Genomic DNA, 17,332 nt, shown 5'->3' with positions numbered 1-17,332 from the left:
GCCTACGACTCGGTAGTTGAAGCCTTGAGAGAGCAGTCCTTGCACCGGCCGAAGATCGCGAAGTGCTTCATGTCCGTCTCGAAGCCGAAGGTGTCACGCAGCTTGGCCGTGAACTCGGCGGCCACCTTGGTGTCGGCCTCGATCACGTTCTCGCAGTCACGGCAGACCAGGTGGATGTGGTGATGGCGGTCCGCGAGGTGGTACGTCGGTGCCCCGTGCCCAAGGTGAGCGTGGCTGACCAGCCCCAGCTCCTCCAGGAGCTCCAGGGTCCGGTAGACCGTGGAAATGTTGACCCCCGACGCCGTCTTCTTCACTTCCGTGAGAATGGCGTCGGGGGTCGCATGCTCAAGGGTGTCCACGGCTTCGAGCACAAGTTGCCGTTGCGGGGTCAGCCGGTAACCGCGCTGCCGCAGATCACTCTTCCAGTCGGTGCTCACCACACCGACGAGTGTAGGCCTACTCTCTTGGAGGCCTACTTGAAGAAGGCGATGCCGTCGTCGGGCATGTCGTCGGGGAGGGCCTTGGCCCAGCGCTCGACGTCCTCCGGGGTGACGACCTTCTTCAGGTGGGCGGACATGTAGGGGCGCAGCTCGACCTCGGGGGTCTGCTTCTCGCCGACCCACATGAGGTCGCTGTTGACGTAGCCGTACAGACGCTTGCCGCCGGTGTAGGGGCCGGAGGCCGCCGTCCGCGCGACCGCGTCCGTGACCAGGTCGATCTGCGGCTTCTGCTTCGCCAGCTCGCCGTACCAGATCTCCACGACGCCGTCGTCACGGACCATGGTGACCTCGACCTTGCGGTCGGCGTCGACGCGCCAGAAACCGTGCTCGGACTCCAGCGGACGGACCTTGTTCCCGTCGTTGTCCAGGACCCAGGTGTGGGACGTGTACTCCAGGAAGTCCCGGCCGTCGTGGCTGAAGGTGACCTCCTGCCCGAAGTTGCACTTCTCGGAGCCGGGGAAGTCGTGCACGCCCGCGCCGGCCCAGTTGCCGAGCAGGAAGACGAGCGGGACGAGGTCCTTGTGGAGGTCGGACGGGATCTCGATCATGAGAGGCAGTTCCTAGATCTGGGTCAGCGCTGGCCCTGGTACAGCTTCTTCACCGTCAGCCCGGCGAAGGCGAGAACGCCGACGCAGACCAGGGCGAGCAGGACTTCGAAGACAACCTCAAGCACTTGGTGCTCCTACGTTGAGCGAGGGTGGCGGTACACAGGCCGGGCCCCAGCTTAGTAGGCCGGGGCCCGGGGGTCGCTGTGAGGTGCGCCCCCGGGGTCCGGCCGGGTCAGCCGAGGAGCTGGCTCTGGAGCACCACGGTCTGCTGGAACGGCACGGTCCGCGCGCCGCCCTTCCTGGACTGGACGACCAGCGCGAGGACGTCACCGGAGAAGAGGTAGGCCTGCCGGACGTGCTCAGCGCCGTACGGCTTGGTCTCGGTGTACGCGTACCGCCGTACGTTCCCCACCGCGACCTTCGTCGGGAAGTCCTCGTCCATGAGGCTCTGGTCGGCGCCCTTCAGGGCGTACGGGGCCGCCACGACGCTGGCGAAGTTGTCCTGCTCGAGGCCCTCGGCGACCGCGGCCGTGTCGAACTGGAGCAGGTAGATCTGCGTACGGGTGCCGTCCGTCGTGGTCCAGCCGCGGGCAGCGACGTGCCGCAGCCCGTTGTCGGTCAGCAGTGCCCCGACGGTCTCCCGGTCGTCCTTCGACTCGAACGCTGCCAGGAAGTCCTTCGTCGCCAGCCAGCCGTCCTTCCCCTCGAGCGCCTTGTCGGCCGTCGCGCCCTCGGGCGCGGGCAGCACGAGCCGGCGCAGGTCGGCGTAGTGCGAACCGGCCGTGTTCTCCTCGGCGAAGGGCCCGGGGCGGCCGGAGGGCAGCGGCGGCCTGACGATCTCCGGGTACTCCCAGCGCCCGTCCGACTCGGTCGCGAGTCCCGGTACGTCCGTCCGCTCCATCCGGGTGATGCCGTACGCCGTTCCCGCGCCGGCGACGGCGAAGACCACGACGGCGGCGGTCCAGCGCAGTACGGCCCGCAGGACGCGACGGTTATTCGGGGCCGGAACCGGGGTCACGGGCTGCGGAGGCGCCTCGGGCACGGGCGGCACGACGAGCTGCTGCCCGGTCGGCTCGGCCTGCTGGGTCGGTTCGATCTGCTCGGTCTGGTCGGTCATACCGCCTCCCCCGGCTCTGCGATGCGGTCGAGCTGCTCGGCGAGGAGCTTCACGATGGTCTTGCTGTCGAAGGGCTTGACGCCCTCGGCGGTGACATTGATCAGGACGTCGCCCTGGTAGGCGGAGCAGACCATCATGTCGAGGTCCGCGTCGGCGTCCTTGGGCGGCAGGAAGCACCCGGCGTTCTTGAAGCCCTTGACCTTCGGGCCCTTGCGGAAGATGTCCATCCTGTCGAGGAAGCCGTTCTGGGACATGAAGACGTCCTTGGCGGCGGCCCGCTTCTCCATCCGGGACAGCGTGATGCTGACCGAGGAGACACCCGGCCCGGTGAAGCTGCTGCCCTTCATGCTGACGTAGCTGCGCATCACCATGCCCGTGGTGCGCTGCCGGTCGATCTCCTTCTCCAGCGCCCGGCGCAGGGTGCGCGGCAGCCCGACGAGCGACTCCTTGCGCAGGGCGGTCGCCTGGGCGCCGCTGAGCTCCACGTCGGAACCGAACTCGGCGAGGTCCGGACCCCGGTGCCAGCCGTCGAACCCGTACGGCACGAGCGCACCGGGCAGCCCCTTGGCCGTGGCCGCCTTCTTCTTGTCGGCCACGGCCTTCGGGAACTTCCAGACCGGGGCACCGGCGTCACGGTCGGCACCGTCCACGGTCACCACGGTGTAGCCGACACCGGCCACGACGGCACCGACCAGCAGCACGGATCCGGCGATCGCCGCGATACGGCCACGGCGGACGGGCTTCTTGGCGGGCTGAGCGGGAGCTTCGTCGGGGACGGGGCTCTGGAGGGCTTCGACGGTCTCGGAGGCCCCGGCGCTCTCAGCTACCTCGACGCTCTCAGCGCTCTCGGGTATGTCGGCGCTCTCGGGTATGTCGCTCACAGCCGCTCCATCTGCCGCTCGGCCAGGTCCATGACCGTCTTCTTCGTGATCGGCTTGGTGTCGTAGACCCAGACCTCCACGGCGATGTCACCGCGCCAGGCGTGCGCCTCCGCGCTGTAGAGCGGCAGATAGCCGGCCTTGGTCTCGGGCTTCCCGTGGACGTACGCCATCCCGTCCTCGGTGCCGGGCACGACCCAGCTGTCGGTGGAGGCTTCCTTGCCCGCCCAGTACTGGCCGTCGTCCGCGGCGTCGGCGGCCGCGGTGTACTCCTCCTGCCGGTACTGGACCAGCCGGATCGTCACCGAGAGGTGGCCCTTCTCCCAGCCGGTCACGGCCGCGCGGCGGAACTCCTCGTCGACGAGGTCGTCGAAGGCGCCGCCCGGCTTCTCGAAGGCCTCGGCGTAGGACGCCAGGTCCATCCAGCCGTCGCTGTCGTCCAGCCAGTCGGCCTTCTTCGAGCCGCTCGGCTTCTTCAACAGCAGCTTGCGCAGATCGCCGTCCGTCTTCACCCGCCGGTCCTGCGCCGCGGACAACGGCTCGACCTCGCCCTTGGCCTGCGTGACCACGGGCTGGGACAGCGACGGCAGCCTGGTGGGCTCACGGTCGGCCTGCACGAGGAAGCCGGTGCAGGTACCGGCGACCGTGCCGAGGACGGCGGCCGTGGCGATGAGGAGTGTCGTACGACCGCGGCGGCGCGACCGGGGCGCTTCGGGCACCTCCTCCGCTACCGGTACTTCTCGAACATCAGGTACTTCCAAGACGTCCCCCCACAGAACGTGAAGCGCGCATTCCGTATGCGCGCACAGGAGACTCATGGTCAAGAAGCCGAGTTGTACGGACCTTGATTACGATTCGGCCATGGCGAAGAAGCTCGTGATCAAGGTGACGGCGGGGGCCGATGCCCCCGAGCGCTGCTCGCAGGCGTTCACGGTGGCGGCGGTGGCCGTGGCCAGCGGGGTGGAGGTCTCCCTGTGGCTGACCGGCGAGTCCGCGTGGTTCGCGCTCCCCGGCCGCGCCGCCGAGTTCGAGCTCCCCCACGCGGCCCCGCTGCCCGACCTGATCGACTCCGTCCTGACCGCCGGCACCCTGACCCTGTGCACCCAGTGCGCGGCCCGCCGGGACATCACGGAGAAGGACGTCATCGAGGGCGTCCGGATCGCGGGGGCGCAGGTGTTCGTACAGGAGGCGATGGGGGACGGGGTCCAGGCGCTGGTCTACTGACGCCGCACCACACCGCCGACCGCGATCTTCACGGCGCGCGACGGTCGCCCCCGCCCCCCTGTCACAGGTGATCGACAAAGTCCCGGGCCCGCCTTCGTCCGGGGTTACCGTGACACTCGACCTACGTAGACCGTCGAGGTGGGGGAACACCAAAGAATGCGCGCACTGCGAATACTTCTGATCGTCGTCGTCATTCTGGGCGGCCTCTTCGTGATCGCCGACCGTGTCGCGGTCAGCCTCGCGGAGGACGAGGTGGCGGACAAGCTGAAGACCACCGAGAACCTCGCCGCCACCCCCGACGTGTCCATCAAGGGCTTCCCCTTCCTCACCCAGGTCGTCTCCGGCGAGCTCGACGACACCGAGGTCGGCATCAAGGACTACGAGGCCGCCACCGGCACCACGGGCGGCAAGATCCGTATCGACGACATCACGGCCAACTTCAAGGGCGTCGCCTTCTCCGGCGACTACAGCTCCGCGACCGCGGCCACCGCGGACGGCACCGCGAGCATCTCCTACGCCGAGCTCCTCAAGGCCGCCAAGTCCGAGCCGACGCAGATCTTCCCCGGGGCGACCGCCGAGGTCGTCGGCCTCTCCGACGGCGGCAACGGCAAGATCAAGGTGAACGTCAAGGTCACGGCCCTGGGCAAGTCGTCGACGTACCCGGTGCTCAGCACGGTCACCGTCGACGGCGACACCGTGAAGGTGCACGCCGACAACCTGCCGAACCTGGTCGTCGAGGTCGCCGAGGGCAAGGTCCGCTCGATCACCGACTTCGAACAGAAGATCGACGACCTGCCCGGCGGCATCCAGCTCGACAAGGTCGAGGCGGCGGCGGACGGTGTCGAGGTCACGGTGAAGGGTTCGAACGTCAAGCTGGCCGGGTAGGACGCCGTTCGGCGGATCAAGGTGGCTCACGGCGGACCATGACCGTCCGAAGGGCGAGACGGGCCGTCCGTACCGTAGATGTGACGACGGCCACCGGCGGCCGAAAACCGTGTGAACACCGCCCGGGCGTTGATCCATTCCCACATCGCGGACGATCGCGTCTCAAAATACGACACACCGGTGACACGCCAGGCTGTCCGTCCCTACGATCGACGGCATGAAGCGACAGGCGGATCTCACGAAGCGGCGGGCAGTGGACCTGTGCCGCGTTGCCGCCATGCTCTGTCGCCCCTTCTGAGCGGAAGCATCGCCTTTCCGCATCCCCCTGCCTTTTCCAGGCATCCGTGCGCCCCCGCGCACCCCTTTCGCACTCGCATGTCCCGCCGCAACTGCCCCGGAGGAGAAAGAGCATGAGCCGCAGCGACGTCCTGGTCGACGCCGACTGGGTCGAGGCCAACCTCGACAACGCCGACATCGCCATCGTCGAGGTCGACGAGGACACGTCCGCCTACGAGAAGAACCACATCCGCAACGCCATCCGGATCGACTGGACGAAGGACCTCCAGGACCCGGTACGCCGTGACTTCATCGACCAGGAGGGCTTCGAGAAGCTCCTCTCGGCCAAGGGCATCGCCAACGACACGCTGGTGGTTCTCTACGGCGGCAACAACAACTGGTTCGCCTCGTACGCCTACTGGTACTTCAAGCTCTACGGCCACGAGAACGTCAAGCTTCTCGACGGCGGCCGCAAGAAGTGGGAGCTGGACGCGCGCGAGCTGGTCGAGGAGGTCCCGGAGCGGGCCACCACCGACTACAAGGCCAAGGCCCAGAACACCGCGATCCGCGCCTTCCGCGACGACGTCGTGGCGGCCATCGGTTCGCAGAACCTGGTCGACGTCCGTTCGCCCGACGAGTTCAGCGGCAAGCTGCTCGCCCCGGCGCACCTTCCGCAGGAGCAGTCGCAGCGTCCGGGCCACGTCCCGTCCGCCCGCAACATCCCGTGGTCGAAGAACGCCAACGACGACGGCACCTTCAAGTCGGACGACGAGCTCAAGGAGCTCTACGCCGACGAGCAGGTCGACCTGGCGAAGGACACCATCGCCTACTGCCGCATCGGTGAGCGCTCCGCGCTGACCTGGTTCGTCCTGCACGAGCTGCTGGGCGTGGAGAACGTCAAGAACTACGACGGCTCCTGGACCGAGTACGGCAGCCTCGTCGGCGTCCCGATCGAGCTCGGCGCCAACAAGTAAGCCTCGTAGCAAGCGAACCCACCCCGCAGAATCCCGACCGGCCTTCCTCCGGTCAGACCCCTCTTGGAGAAGACATGTGTGGAGCGAAGGCCGGCGGCCCCGACGCCTCGACGATCAAGCCCGGTGAGACCACCATCCAGGGCCAGGTGACCAAGGACGGCGAGCCCGTCGTCGGTTACGTCCGCCTCCTGGACTCGACCGGCGAGTTCACGGCCGAGGTCCCCACCTCCGCCACGGGCCAGTTCCGCTTCTACGCGGCCGAGGGCACCTGGACCGTCCGCGCCCTGGTCCCCGGCGCCACCGCCGACCGCACGGTCGTCGCCCAGCAGGGCGGCCTGGCCGAGGTCGCGATCGCCGTCTGAGGCACGCCTGAACGACCGAAGGGCCGCACTCCCGGACTGAACCCCGGAGGTGCGGCCCTTCGGCATGCACGGACCTACCCTGGAGACATGTACGCACGGCGTCGACACTTGTACTTCGCCATGATGGGGACCTGCATCGGCCTCTTCGTCCTGGCCTGGGGAGTCGTGCGCCTCTGGTCGGTGCCCGTGGCTGTCGGCATGTGCGTGGTCGCGATGCTGATCCCGCCGGTCGCCGCGATGGTCGCCAACCGGCGGGGGCCCGACGACCGCTGGTGGGACGATCCGTCCGGGGACCCCAAGTCGGACGACTGGTGGGACGAGCTGGACGGCAAGAAGCGGCCGTAGCTGACCGACCAGGCTCTCAGCCGAGCGCCCGTCCCAGCAGGTACACCGCCGGTGCCGCGGCGGCCAGGGGCAGGGCCACGCCCGCCGTGAAGTGCACGAAGCGGGACGGGTAGTCGTAGCTGGCGACCCGGTGGCCGATCAGCGCGCACACCCCGGCGCCCGCGCCCAGCAGCGCGCCCCCGGTGCCCAGGTCCGTCATCCCGCCCACCGCGATGCCCGCGCCGGTCGCGGCGAGCAGGGCGACCACCACGGAGGCCGGTGTCGGCAGCGGGAGCGCGCGGGCCAGGACGGCGACCGCGACCGAGGCCGCGCCGACCGTCACCGCGTCCGCGGCGGCCGCGAGATAGCCGGCCGCGATGATCGCCAGCGCCGCCGAGGCGACGGTGGCCATCAGGCCGTACATCCGGGTGTCGGGGTCGGCGTGCGAGCGGAGCTGGATGACCAGGGAGAGCAGGACCCAGACGCCGAGCGTGCCGAGGATCGCGGCGGGCGCGCGGTCGGCGGCCAGCAGCGCGACGTCCGCGGTGAGCGCGCCCGCGAAGGCCAGCGCGATGCCCTGCCGGGCCGGCCACATGCCGTTCAGCCGGAACCAGCCGGCCGCCGTCACGGCCTGCAGGAGGACGAGCGGGACGAGCAGGGCGTACGAGCCGACGGCCGCCGCGCCGGCGAGGAGCAGACCGAGGAGCGCGGTGAGCGCGGCGGGCTGCATGCCGGGTTCGATGATCGGGGAGCGGCCTTCGAGGCGGGCGCGCTGGGCGTCCGTCACGCGGGCGTTGCCACCGAGGGTGGCGGGTCCGTAGTCGCCGGTGGGCTCGGGTGCGGTCGCGGGGGCAGGGGTGGTCGGCTGCGCGTACGCCGGCTCGTAGCCCTGCTGCGGCAGATACGACGTCTCCGCGGCCGGGGCGACCGGTGCCTGCACCTGGGTCTCCCAGGTCTGGCCCTGCCACTGCTGGGTGTACTGCTGGGCGGCCTGCGGATCCTCGTACCCCTGCTGCTGCCCGGGCCACGCCTGCTGCTGGGCCTGGGCCTGCTGCTGGGACTGCTGCCAGTACGGGTCGTAGCCCTGCTGGTACTGCTGGCCCTCATACGGCTGGTCGGTCATCGTCACCCTCCTGCGAACGGCGGGAGCACCTCGACCGTGCCGCCGTCGGCCAGCCGTACCGTCTCATGTTCGCGGGTGCCCACGGGGTCACCGTCGATGAGGAACGAGCATCGCAGCAGGACGCGCGTGAGTTCGCCGGGGTGTCGCCCGCGTACCGCGTCGAGCGCCTCGGCGAGGGTCTCCGCGTCGTACGCCTCCTCGGCGATCCCGGCGGCGGCCTTCGCGGCGGCCCAGTAGCGCACCGTGACCTTTGGCATCCGGTTCCTCAATCGATCGGCTGTGTACACGGTCAGGCTAGCCGCCCTGGGTGACAGCCCAGTCCCCGATACGGCCCAGCAGCTCGTCGGGGGCCGCGTTCTCCGCGTGGCCCATGCCGGGCTCCAGCCAGAGTTCGCCGTGGTCACCGGCGGCGTCGGCGAGCATCCGGGGGTGGTCGAGGGGGAAGTAGCCGTCGCGGTCGCCGTGGACGATGAGGAGAGGGGTGGGCGCGATCTGCGGGACGGACTCCACCGGGGAGAGCGGGACCGGGTCCCACTCGCGGTGGTGGATCCTCGTGCGCAGTCCGTAGCGGCCCAGGAGACGGCCTTCCGGGCGGGTTATCAGCCAGTGGACCCTGCGCATAGGGGGCGTGCCGCGGTAGTACCAGCGGGCCGGTGCACTCACCGAGACCACCGCGTCCGAGTGCGCTTCCGTGCGCCCTTCGCGCCCCGGCCGGTACAGCGCCGCGTGCCGCAGCACCACGGAGCCGCCCATGGAGAACCCCACCGTCACCACGCGCGCGTGGCCGAACGATCGCGCCCACTGGACGGCCGCGGCCAGATCCAGCACCTCCCGGTCGCCCACCGTCGAGCTCCCGCCGGAGGCGCCGTGGCCGCGGAAGGAGAACGTGACCACGGCGCCGTACTGCGCGAACGCCGCCGCCACCCTCCGAACATGAGGGCGGTCCGCGTCGCCCGTGAAACCGTGCGCGATCACGAACACGAGGTCACGCGAAGGTGGCGTGGAGGCGTCGTATACGAAGGTCGGCGGGTCGTATACGGAATCGATCGTCACGCCATCGGCGGTGTGCAGAAACGTCCGGATAGGTGCGTGTCTGCTCGTCTCAGAGTTCGGACCAGTCGTGGAACGCACCACACGACCTGCCGGATCAGCGCTCATGTGGGCTATTCTCCTCGGAAGAGGACTCGGGCGACGCAGCCCCCGGGTCCTTTTGTGCTTTCGGGTACCCCTGTATACGAAAGCTAGGAACCCTCGCCGGGACCGAGGAGGAACCAGACGTATGAGTTCTCTGCTGCTCCTGACCAACGCCCTCCAGCCGTCGACGGAGGTGCTGCCCGCTCTCGGCCTGCTCCTGCACAACGTGCGCGTGGCTCCGGCGGAGGGCCCCGCCCTCGTCGACACCCCGGGCGCCGACGTCATCCTCATCGACGGCCGCCGTGATCTGCCGCAGGTGCGCAGCCTCTGCCAGCTCCTGCGCTCCACCGGACCCGGCTGTCCGCTCATCCTCGTCGTCACCGAGGGCGGTCTCGCCGCCGTCACCGCCGACTGGGGCATCGACGACGTCCTGCTGGACACCGCGGGCCCCGCCGAGGTCGAGGCGCGCCTGCGCCTGGCCATGGGCCGCCAGCAGATCGTCAACGACGACTCCCCCATGGAGATCCGCAACGGCGACCTGTCGGTCGACGAGGCCACCTACAGCGCGAAGCTCAAGGGCCGGGTCCTGGACCTGACCTTCAAGGAGTTCGAGCTCCTCAAATACCTGGCCCAGCACCCGGGCCGCGTCTTCACGCGCGCGCAGCTGCTCCAGGAGGTCTGGGGCTACGACTACTTCGGTGGCACCCGGACCGTGGACGTGCACGTACGACGCCTGCGCGCCAAGCTCGGACCCGAGCACGAGTCGCTCATCGGGACCGTCCGGAACGTCGGTTATCGATTCGTTACGCCCGAGAAGGGTGGGGCCGCCTCCGACGAGGCAAAGTCCAAGAACGCCCAGCAAAAGGCGGCGGATGCGGACGAGACGGCCGCCCTGGACGCGGCCGAGCTCAGCGCGGACGCATAGCGGGCACCGGAAACGCTCAGGCGGGGCACAGGGAAGCTCCTTCACGCCCTGCCCAGAGCGGGTCCATCCGCGTAGACTCCGCGCGTGGCCAAGGTAACCAGGGATGACGTGGCGCGGCTGGCGGGGACGTCCACTGCCGTCGTCAGCTATGTCATCAACAACGGACCCCGGCCGGTCGCCCCGGCCACGCGCGAGCGTGTCCTCGCCGCGATCAAGGAACTGGGCTATCGCCCCGACCGGGTCGCCCAGGCGATGGCGTCCCGCCGCACGGATCTCATAGGCCTGATCATCCCGGACGCCCGTCAGCCGTTCTTCGGCGAGATGGCGCACGCGGTCGAACAGGCCGCCGCCGAGCGGGGAAAGATGGTCCTCGTCGGCAACACCGACTATGTCGCCGAGCGCGAGACCCACTATCTGCGCGCCTTCCTCGGGATGCGGGTCTCCGGCCTGATCCTCGTCTCCCACGCGCTCAGCGACCTCGCCGCCGCCGAGATCGAGGCCTGGGACGCGCGCGTGGTGCTGCTGCACGAGCGGCCCGAGGCGATCGACGACGTCGCCGTCGTCCTCGACGACCTCACCGGCGCGCAGGCCGCCGTCGACCATCTGCTGGGGCACGGACACCCCTACGTCGCCTGTATGGGCGGTACGGCGGACACCCCCGCCGTCGGCGACCCGGTCTCCGACCACGTCGAGGGCTGGCGGCGCGCGATGGACGAGGCCGGCATCTCCACCGAGGGGCGGCTCTTCGAGGCGCCGTACAACCGCTACGACGCGTATCAGGTCGGCCTGGAGATGCTCGCCGGTCCGCGGCGGCCCCCGGCGATCTTCTGCTCCACCGACGACCAGGCGATCGGCGTGCTGCGCGCCGCGCGTGAGCTGCGCATCGACGTGCCGGGCGAGCTGGCGGTCATCGGCTTCGACGACATCAAGGAAGCCGCGCTGGCGGACCCGCCGATGACAACGATCGCATCGGACCGGTCGGCGATGGCGCGGGCGGCGGTGGATCTGGTGCTGGACGACGGGTTGCGGGTGGCGGGGTCGCGCCGCGAGCGCCTGAAGGTGTTTCCGTCTCGGCTTGTTGTGCGGCGGTCTTGCGGGTGTGAGTAGGTTCTCTCGTCGGTTGTCTGCGGGCCCGGTGGGGGCTGGTCGCGCAGTTCCCCGCGCCCCTGGGTTGGTCTTTATGAGGTCCGTCTGAGAAGGCGCCGCTCCTCCCCTGTACCGGCTTTATATCGGGCGAACGAGGTTCTGGTGGCGTTCTCAGGGAGCGCTCAGGAAGCTCTCATGGTGGGGCGACAAGCTCAGTGTCATGACCGAGAGCTTCCGCCGCGACGGCGAGTACGAGCAGCACGCCTCCTCCTCCCCGGTGAACCCGGAGTGGCCGCCCCCGCCGGCGCAGCCGCCGCAGCCGGTATATGCGGCCGAGCCCGCGCCCACGCCCCCCGCGCCCGCCCCTAAGAAGCGGACCCGGGGTCCCCTCGCTCTGCTCGCCGCCGTCGCGATCGTCGCCGCGGCGATCGGTGGCGGTACCGCGTACGGCATCCAGGAGCTCACCGGCAACGACACGGTCACCTCCAGCAGCACCAGCACCAATGTGGTCCCGTCCGCCGACAAGGGCACGGTGTCCGGCGTCGCCAAGGCGGTCAGCCCGAGCATCGTCGAGATCAACGCGACGCTGAGCAACGGCTCGTCCACCGGCTCCGGCGTGATCATCAGCAGCGACGGCGAGATCATCACCAACAACCACGTCATCTCCGGCGCCGACTCGATCAAGGTCTCGACGAGCGACGGCAAGGAGTACACGGCCAAGGTCGTCGGCACCGACAGCGCCAAGGACCTCGCCCTGATCAAGCTGGAGAACGCCTCCGGCCTCACGCCCGCGACCCTCGGCAACTCCGACGGCGTCCAGGTCGGTGACACGGTCGTGGCGATCGGCTCCCCCGAGGGCCTCACCGGCACCGTCACCAGCGGCATCGTCTCCGCCCTCGACCGTGACGTGACCGTCTCGACCGACGAGAGCCAGAGCCAGGGCGGTCAGGGCGGCGGTAACGGCCAGTGGCCGTTCGAGTTCGGCGGTCAGCAGTTCAACGGCGACACCGGCTCGTCCACGACGACGTACAAGGCGCTCCAGACCGACGCGTCCCTGAACCCCGGCAACTCCGGCGGCGCGCTGATCGACATGAACGGCAACATCATCGGCATCAACTCGGCGATGTACTCCGCCGCTTCCTCCGGATCGTCCTCGTCGGACGCCGGCAGCGTGGGCCTCGGCTTCGCCATCCCGATCAACACCGTCAAGGCCGACCTCGCCAAGCTGCGGGCCGGCGGCAGCGACAACTGACCATCACCGCATGACCATCACCGCATTGGGGAGTACGTCATGATCAAGCAGGTTTCCCACACCGTGGCCGGCCACGACCCGGCCGGTATCGCCCTGGCACTGGAAGTGGCGTACGAGCTCAACGCGCCCACCGCGCCGGTCCGCGCCCCCGAGGTCGCCGCCCCCGCCGCCGCCCGTACGGCCCGCCGGCGCAGGGTCCGCGCCTGACCGCCCTCGCTTCACCCGACAGCCCGGAAACGTGCGAGGCTGAAGGCGCCCAGCCCCGTCCCACCGCACCCTAGGAACCCACGCCCATGAGCCCCGCCGATGGCGACCGTGACCCCCAGCGCATCCTGATCGTCGACGACGAGCCGGCCGTACGCGAAGCACTCCAGCGCAGCCTCGCCTTCGAGGGATACGACACCGAGGTGGCGGTCGACGGCGCGGACGCGCTGGAGAAGGCGACGGCGTACCAGCCGGACCTGGTGGTCCTGGACATCCAGATGCCGCGCATGGACGGCCTGACCGCCGCGCGCCGGATGCGGGGCGCGGGCACGACGACGCCGATCCTGATGCTGACGGCCCGGGACACGGTCGGCGACCGGGTCACGGGACTCGACGCCGGGGCCGACGACTATCTGGTCAAGCCGTTCGAACTGGACGAGCTGTTCGCCCGGGTCCGTGCGTTGCTGCGGCGCAGCTCGTACGCGGCGGCGAACGCGAGCGCTCCCGTCGAGGACGAGGCGCTGACCTTCGCGGACCTGCGGATGGATCTGGCGACGCGTGAGGTGACGCGGGCGGGGCGGCCGGTGGAGCTGACCCGTACCGAGTTCACGCTGCTGGAGATGTTCATGGCGCACCCGCGTCAGGTGCTGACCCGTGAGCAGATCCTCAAGGCGGTGTGGGGCTTCGACTTCGAGCCGTCGTCGAACTCGCTGGACGTGTACGTGATGTACCTGCGCCGCAAGACGGAGGCGGGTGGAGAGCCTCGCCTCGTGCACACGGTGCGTGGGGTGGGGTATGTGCTGCGGCAGGGTGGCGCGGAGTGAACAAGGTCGTACGCCGGTTCCGGACGCTTCCCATCCGGGCACGGCTGTCGTTGCTGGTGGCGGCGGCGGTGGCGTTCGCGGTGGCGGCGGTTTCGGTCACCTGTTGGTTCATCGTGCAGGGGAAGTTGTACGACCAGCTGGAAGACGACCTTCAAAAGGCGGCGCTCATCCAGGGGCCCCAGAAGATGGGCATCGAGAGCGCCCTCGCCAACTGCACGCAGACCCCGCAGACCGCCTACAACGGCCCGCGCAACTCGTACTCGCAGGCCATCACGTCCGACGGAACGGCCTGCCTCCTTGGGAATTCAGAGGGCGAGGTCGAAGTCACCCAGGCCGACAAGAACGTCGCCAAGGAGGACCACAACGACGAGGGGATCATCCGTAACGGCACCACGACGGACGGAACACCCGTACGCGTGATGACTGTTCCCCTTACCCTCGAGAACAGGGTCACCGGAGAGCAGTCGAACGCCGCCTTCCTCGTTGCCGTCCCCCTCAAGGGCACCCAGTCCACCCTCAACGAACTCGCCCTCATCCTCCTCCTCGTCTCCGGCGTCGGAGTGATCGGCGCAGGCGCCGCCGGGCTCGCCGTTGCTCGTGCCGGGCTTCGGCCCGTCGACAAGCTGACCGAAGCCGTAGAGCACGTGGCCCGTACCGAGGACTTGAGTGTGCGGATTCCCGTGGAGGAGGACGCCGAGGACGAGGTGGCTCGGTTGTCCCGGTCCTTCAACTCCATGACCAGCTCGCTCGCGAACTCCCGTGAGCTCCAGCAGCAGCTGATCGCGGACGCAGGGCACGAGCTGCGTACCCCGCTCACCTCCCTGCGTACCAACATCGAACTCCTCACCCGCAGCGAGGAGACCGGTCGCCCCATCCCAGAGGCCGACCGCAAGGCGCTGCTCGCCTCGGTGAAGGCGCAGATGACCGAGCTCGCCTCGCTCATCGGTGACTTGCAGGAACTGTCGCGGTCCGAGGGGCAGCGTGGGGAGCGTGTTCAGGTCGTGTCCCTGGAGGACACCGTCCAGGCGGCGCTGCGGCGGGCCCGGTTGCGCGGGCCGGAGTTGACCATCGACGCCGATCTCCAGCCCTGGTACACCCGGGCGGAGCCCAGCGCGTTGGAGCGGGCCGTGGTCAACATCCTGGACAACGCGGTGAAGTTCAGCCCCGACGGTGGCATCGTCGAGGTGCGGCTCGCCGACGGTGTCCTCACCGTCCGCGACCACGGTCCCGGCATCCCCGAGGACGAACTCCCGTACGTCTTCGACCGGTTCTGGCGCTCCCCCAGCGCTCGCGCCCTGCCGGGTTCGGGTCTGGGCCTGTCCATCGTCGCCCGTACCGTCGAGCAGGCCGGCGGCAAGGTGACGCTGGCCCGCGCGGACGGCGGCGGCACGGTGGCGACGCTCAGTCTCCCGGGCGCCCCCACGCCGCCCCCGGAGGACCCGACGCCCGCCGGGTAGCCCTCGCCGCGCCCGCCGACGTAGCCCTCCTCGCGCCCAACTCCCTTCCCACGGCAACCTTTTCCCGGGCAGCTCCGACAGTCAGGTGTCCCACACCCTCCACATCTGACCTGATCGGAAGCAGCCCGTGACTGAAACCCGCAGCAGGGCCCCTCGTCACCGCAGGCGCAAGACCGCGCTCGTGGCCGGCGTACCCCTGGCCCTGACCTCAGCCGGCGTGCTCGCCTACAGCCCCGTCTTCGGCGACGACGCCCAGTCGTCCGCGTCCGCCGCCACCGTCGCCGCCCCCGCCTGGGCGACCGCCACCGCCGACGGCTTCGCCTCGGTCAACGCCCTCGGGCAGAACGGCACCTACGGCGGGCGCGACGGGCAGACCGTCACTGTGAAGACCCTCGCCGACCTGGAGAAGTACGCGACCGCGGACGCGCCCTACGTCATCGTCGTGGCGGCCACCATCAACATGGACCCCGTCGGGAAAGAGATCAAGGTCAAGTCGAACAAGACCATCGTCGGGTCCGGGACCTCCGGGCACATCGTCGGTGGCGGGTTCTTCCTCGGGGCGGGGGTCCACAACGTCATCATCCGGAACCTCACCATCCGGGACGCCTACCAAGGCGTCTGGAACGACAAGGACCACGACTTCGACGCCATCCAGATGGACGGCGCGCATCACGTGTGGATCGATCACAACGATCTGCGGCACATGGCGGACGGCCTCATCGACGTACGCAAGGACAGCACCTATGTGACCGTGTCCTGGAACAAGCTCAGCCAGGACAACAAGGCCTTCGGCATCGGGTGGACCGAGAACGTCGTCACCGACATCACCATCCACCACAACTGGATCCGGGAGACCGAGCAGCGCAACCCCTCGACCGACAACGCCGCCCACGCCCACCTCTACAACAACTTCCTGGAGGACGCGGCCGGGACCGACATCAAGTCGTCGTACGGGAACTACTCGCGCGGCGCCACCAAGATGGTGCTGGAGAACTCCTACTTCCAGGGCGTCAACAACCCCGTCATCAAGGACAGCACGGCGACGATCGTGCAGAAGGGCAACACGTTCGTCGGCACGAGCGGGCGCAACGAGAGCGGGGGGACCGCCTTCGATCCCAAGAGCTACTACTCGTACAACCTCGACGCCACCGCCAACGTGCCCTCGCTGCTCAAGTCCGGTGTGGGGCCCCGTAGTTCCATCGGTACGACCAGCGCCACGACCACCGCCGCCGCGGCCACCACCCTCACCGTGGCCAAGGACGGCAGCGGGCAGTACAAGACCGTGCAGGCCGCGGTGAACGCCGTACCGGCGAACAACGCCTCCCGCGTGGTCATCTCCGTCAAGCCGGGGACGTATCGCGAGCTGGTGAAGGTGCCCTCCAACAAGCCGCACGTCACCATCCAGGGCACGGGCGCCAGCCGTAACGACACGGTGATCGTCTACAACAACGCGTCCGGGACGCCCAAGCCGGACGGGTCGGGTACGTACGGCACCGGCGGCAGTGCCTCCGTCGCCGTCGAGGCCGACGACTTCCAGGCGCGCAACCTGACGATCTCCAACGACTTCGACGAGAAGGCCAACCAGAGCCTGAACGGCCACCAGGCGGTCGCGCTGCGCACCTCCGCCGACAAGGTGTTCCTGGACGGGGTCATCGTCACCGGCGACCAGGACACGCTGCTCGTGGACACCGCGTCCAAGGACAAGCTCGGCCGGGTCTACATCAAGAACTCCTACGTGATCGGCAACGTCGACTTCATCTTCGGCCGCGCGACCACGGTGATCGACAAGTCCGTCATCACGCTGAAGAAGCGCTGGGACGGCACCTCGGCCGGGTACGTCACCGCGCCCAGCACCGTCGCGAACCGCAAGGGCATCCTGATCGCCAACTCGGCGGTCAACGGAGACGTCTCGGCCGCCAGCTTCTACCTGGGCCGCCCCTGGCACGCCGGTGGCGACGCGAGCCTCGACCCGCAGACGACGGTCCGCAACACCACCCTCAGCGCGGCCATCAAGTCCACCCCGTGGACCGACATGAGCGGCTTCTCCTGGAAGGACGACCGGTTCGCCGAGTACAAGAACACCGGCGCGGGTTCCGGGTCCGCGAGCAGCAACCGGCCCATGCTGACCGACGCCCAGGCCGCCGGCCAGGAGATCGCCGACTGGCTCGGTGACTGGACCCCCACCGCTTCCTGACCCACAGGTCCCCGCTCTACGATCATCCCCAAACCGGGGGAGGGT

21 protein-coding genes are annotated in these 17,332 nt (G+C 69.3%); 13 read left to right on the top strand and 8 right to left on the bottom strand.

The genetic code is table 11. From position 1 onward, the window contains the following. Window positions 1-2: 2 nt before the first annotated feature. The 5 genes from ABKA17_RS27140 to ABKA17_RS27120 all read right to left on the bottom strand — a co-directional run bounded on the left by ABKA17_RS27140 (window position 3) and on the right by ABKA17_RS27120 (window position 3,762). Window positions 3-440 carry a Fur family transcriptional regulator gene (locus tag ABKA17_RS27140; protein WP_353694871.1) on the bottom strand — a complete coding sequence of 146 codons (438 nt, stop codon included), beginning with the start codon at window positions 438-440 and terminating at the stop codon, window positions 3-5. Window positions 441-472: 32 nt separating this feature from the next. After that, window positions 473-1,048 carry a heme-binding beta-barrel domain-containing protein gene (locus tag ABKA17_RS27135; protein ID WP_353694870.1) on the bottom strand — a complete coding sequence of 192 codons (576 nt, stop codon included), beginning with the start codon at window positions 1,046-1,048 and terminating at the stop codon, window positions 473-475. Window positions 1,049-1,280: 232 nt separating this feature from the next. After that, the gene (locus ABKA17_RS27130) at window positions 1,281-2,165 is read right to left on the bottom strand and encodes a hypothetical protein (protein ID WP_353694869.1); all 885 of its coding nucleotides are present in this window, start codon (window positions 2,163-2,165) and stop codon (window positions 1,281-1,283) included. Further along, complete coding sequence (locus ABKA17_RS27125; RefSeq protein WP_353694868.1) at window positions 2,162-3,046, bottom strand: hypothetical protein; 885 nt, start codon at window positions 3,044-3,046, stop codon at window positions 2,162-2,164. The genes ABKA17_RS27130 and ABKA17_RS27125 overlap by 4 nt, the downstream gene beginning before the upstream one ends. After that, window positions 3,043-3,762, bottom strand: a complete 720-nt coding sequence (locus ABKA17_RS27120) for a hypothetical protein (RefSeq protein WP_353694867.1) — start codon at window positions 3,760-3,762, stop codon at window positions 3,043-3,045. The genes ABKA17_RS27125 and ABKA17_RS27120 overlap by 4 nt, the downstream gene beginning before the upstream one ends. 142 nt (window positions 3,763-3,904) lie before the next feature. Between ABKA17_RS27120 and ABKA17_RS27115 the strand changes: the two genes are divergently transcribed. The 6 genes from ABKA17_RS27115 (at window position 3,905) to ABKA17_RS27090 (ending at window position 7,109) form a co-directional block, all read left to right on the top strand. Then, window positions 3,905-4,267 (top strand): DsrE family protein, encoded by a 363-nt coding sequence (locus tag ABKA17_RS27115; protein WP_353694866.1) that lies wholly within the window; start codon window positions 3,905-3,907, stop codon window positions 4,265-4,267. Window positions 4,268-4,423: 156 nt separating this feature from the next. Continuing rightward, complete coding sequence (locus ABKA17_RS27110) at window positions 4,424-5,152, top strand: LmeA family phospholipid-binding protein (protein ID WP_353694865.1); 729 nt, start codon at window positions 4,424-4,426, stop codon at window positions 5,150-5,152. A 217-nt stretch (window positions 5,153-5,369) separates the two neighbouring features. Beyond that, a complete protein-coding gene (locus ABKA17_RS27105) occupies window positions 5,370-5,450 on the top strand; it encodes an Ms5788A family Cys-rich leader peptide (protein WP_350751515.1) in 81 nt (26 codons plus the stop codon). A gap of 112 nt (window positions 5,451-5,562) precedes the next feature. Beyond that, complete coding sequence (locus ABKA17_RS27100) at window positions 5,563-6,402, top strand: sulfurtransferase (protein ID WP_353694864.1); 840 nt, start codon at window positions 5,563-5,565, stop codon at window positions 6,400-6,402. A gap of 74 nt (window positions 6,403-6,476) precedes the next feature. Beyond that, window positions 6,477-6,764 (top strand): DUF1416 domain-containing protein, encoded by a 288-nt coding sequence (locus ABKA17_RS27095; RefSeq protein WP_003991226.1) that lies wholly within the window; start codon window positions 6,477-6,479, stop codon window positions 6,762-6,764. Window positions 6,765-6,800: 36 nt separating this feature from the next. After that, window positions 6,801-7,109, top strand: a complete 309-nt coding sequence (locus ABKA17_RS27090; RefSeq protein WP_353695345.1) for a DUF3099 domain-containing protein — start codon at window positions 6,801-6,803, stop codon at window positions 7,107-7,109. Between the two features lie 16 nt (window positions 7,110-7,125). On the opposite strand, the gene ABKA17_RS27085 is transcribed toward ABKA17_RS27090, so the two are convergent. Genes ABKA17_RS27085 through ABKA17_RS27075 form a run of 3 tightly spaced genes read right to left on the bottom strand, consistent with a single transcriptional unit; the run spans window position 7,126 to window position 9,369 of the window. Continuing rightward, complete coding sequence (locus ABKA17_RS27085) at window positions 7,126-8,211, bottom strand: hypothetical protein (RefSeq protein WP_353694863.1); 1,086 nt, start codon at window positions 8,209-8,211, stop codon at window positions 7,126-7,128. Between the two features lie 2 nt (window positions 8,212-8,213). Beyond that, window positions 8,214-8,468 (bottom strand): MoaD/ThiS family protein, encoded by a 255-nt coding sequence (locus ABKA17_RS27080; RefSeq protein ID WP_353694862.1) that lies wholly within the window; start codon window positions 8,466-8,468, stop codon window positions 8,214-8,216. 37 nt (window positions 8,469-8,505) lie between these two features. After that, window positions 8,506-9,369: an alpha/beta hydrolase gene (locus ABKA17_RS27075; protein WP_353694861.1), complete on the bottom strand. Its 864-nt coding sequence runs from the start codon at window positions 9,367-9,369 to the stop codon at window positions 8,506-8,508. A 121-nt stretch (window positions 9,370-9,490) separates the two neighbouring features. Between ABKA17_RS27075 and ABKA17_RS27070 the strand changes: the two genes are divergently transcribed. The 7 genes from ABKA17_RS27070 (at window position 9,491) to ABKA17_RS27040 (ending at window position 17,287) form a co-directional block, all read left to right on the top strand. Further along, entirely contained in the window at window positions 9,491-10,270 is a 780-nt protein-coding gene (locus ABKA17_RS27070) for a winged helix-turn-helix transcriptional regulator (RefSeq protein ID WP_353694860.1), read from the top strand. Between the two features lie 84 nt (window positions 10,271-10,354). Then, window positions 10,355-11,377: a LacI family DNA-binding transcriptional regulator gene (locus tag ABKA17_RS27065; RefSeq protein ID WP_353694859.1), complete on the top strand. Its 1,023-nt coding sequence runs from the start codon at window positions 10,355-10,357 to the stop codon at window positions 11,375-11,377. Window positions 11,378-11,576: 199 nt separating this feature from the next. Further along, entirely contained in the window at window positions 11,577-12,608 is a 1,032-nt protein-coding gene (locus ABKA17_RS27060) for a S1C family serine protease (protein ID WP_353694858.1), read from the top strand. Between the two features lie 39 nt (window positions 12,609-12,647). After that, window positions 12,648-12,815, top strand: coding sequence for a hypothetical protein (locus ABKA17_RS27055; RefSeq protein WP_353694857.1), 168 nt, complete (start codon window positions 12,648-12,650; stop codon window positions 12,813-12,815). An 86-nt stretch (window positions 12,816-12,901) separates the two neighbouring features. Continuing rightward, the gene (locus ABKA17_RS27050; RefSeq protein WP_353694856.1) at window positions 12,902-13,636 is read left to right on the top strand and encodes a response regulator transcription factor; all 735 of its coding nucleotides are present in this window, start codon (window positions 12,902-12,904) and stop codon (window positions 13,634-13,636) included. Then, the gene (locus ABKA17_RS27045; protein ID WP_353694855.1) at window positions 13,633-15,093 is read left to right on the top strand and encodes a HAMP domain-containing sensor histidine kinase; all 1,461 of its coding nucleotides are present in this window, start codon (window positions 13,633-13,635) and stop codon (window positions 15,091-15,093) included. The genes ABKA17_RS27050 and ABKA17_RS27045 overlap by 4 nt, the downstream gene beginning before the upstream one ends. A 127-nt stretch (window positions 15,094-15,220) precedes the next feature. Beyond that, entirely contained in the window at window positions 15,221-17,287 is a 2,067-nt protein-coding gene (locus ABKA17_RS27040) for a pectinesterase family protein (RefSeq protein WP_353694854.1), read from the top strand. The last annotated feature ends 45 nt before the right edge of the window (window positions 17,288-17,332 follow it).

The sequence above is a fragment of the Streptomyces sp. RG80 genome (genome assembly GCF_040446465.1).
Classification (GTDB): Bacteria; Actinomycetota; Actinomycetes; order Streptomycetales; family Streptomycetaceae; genus Streptomyces.
This window is presented reverse-complemented; position numbering and strand designations above follow the sequence as displayed.

What these genes read in the sequence shown, in the direction of transcription:
- ABKA17_RS27080 (WP_353694862.1), bottom strand. Translation starts at nt 8,468, where the DNA reads ATGCCAAAGGTCACGGTGCGCTACTGGGCCGCCGCGAAGGCCGCCGCC.
- ABKA17_RS27115 (WP_353694866.1), top strand. Translation starts at nt 3,905, where the DNA reads ATGGCGAAGAAGCTCGTGATCAAGGTGACGGCGGGGGCCGATGCCCCC.
- ABKA17_RS27085 (WP_353694863.1), bottom strand. Translation starts at nt 8,211, where the DNA reads ATGACCGACCAGCCGTATGAGGGCCAGCAGTACCAGCAGGGCTACGAC.
- ABKA17_RS27135 (WP_353694870.1), bottom strand. Translation starts at nt 1,048, where the DNA reads ATGATCGAGATCCCGTCCGACCTCCACAAGGACCTCGTCCCGCTCGTC.
- ABKA17_RS27130 (WP_353694869.1), bottom strand. Translation starts at nt 2,165, where the DNA reads ATGACCGACCAGACCGAGCAGATCGAACCGACCCAGCAGGCCGAGCCG.
- ABKA17_RS27070 (WP_353694860.1), top strand. Translation starts at nt 9,491, where the DNA reads ATGAGTTCTCTGCTGCTCCTGACCAACGCCCTCCAGCCGTCGACGGAG.
- ABKA17_RS27095 (WP_003991226.1), top strand. Translation starts at nt 6,477, where the DNA reads ATGTGTGGAGCGAAGGCCGGCGGCCCCGACGCCTCGACGATCAAGCCC.
- ABKA17_RS27060 (WP_353694858.1), top strand. Translation starts at nt 11,577, where the DNA reads ATGACCGAGAGCTTCCGCCGCGACGGCGAGTACGAGCAGCACGCCTCC.
- ABKA17_RS27055 (WP_353694857.1), top strand. Translation starts at nt 12,648, where the DNA reads ATGATCAAGCAGGTTTCCCACACCGTGGCCGGCCACGACCCGGCCGGT.
- ABKA17_RS27050 (WP_353694856.1), top strand. Translation starts at nt 12,902, where the DNA reads ATGAGCCCCGCCGATGGCGACCGTGACCCCCAGCGCATCCTGATCGTC.
- ABKA17_RS27100 (WP_353694864.1), top strand. Translation starts at nt 5,563, where the DNA reads ATGAGCCGCAGCGACGTCCTGGTCGACGCCGACTGGGTCGAGGCCAAC.
- ABKA17_RS27075 (WP_353694861.1), bottom strand. Translation starts at nt 9,369, where the DNA reads ATGAGCGCTGATCCGGCAGGTCGTGTGGTGCGTTCCACGACTGGTCCG.
- ABKA17_RS27105 (WP_350751515.1), top strand. Translation starts at nt 5,370, where the DNA reads ATGAAGCGACAGGCGGATCTCACGAAGCGGCGGGCAGTGGACCTGTGC.
- ABKA17_RS27110 (WP_353694865.1), top strand. Translation starts at nt 4,424, where the DNA reads ATGCGCGCACTGCGAATACTTCTGATCGTCGTCGTCATTCTGGGCGGC.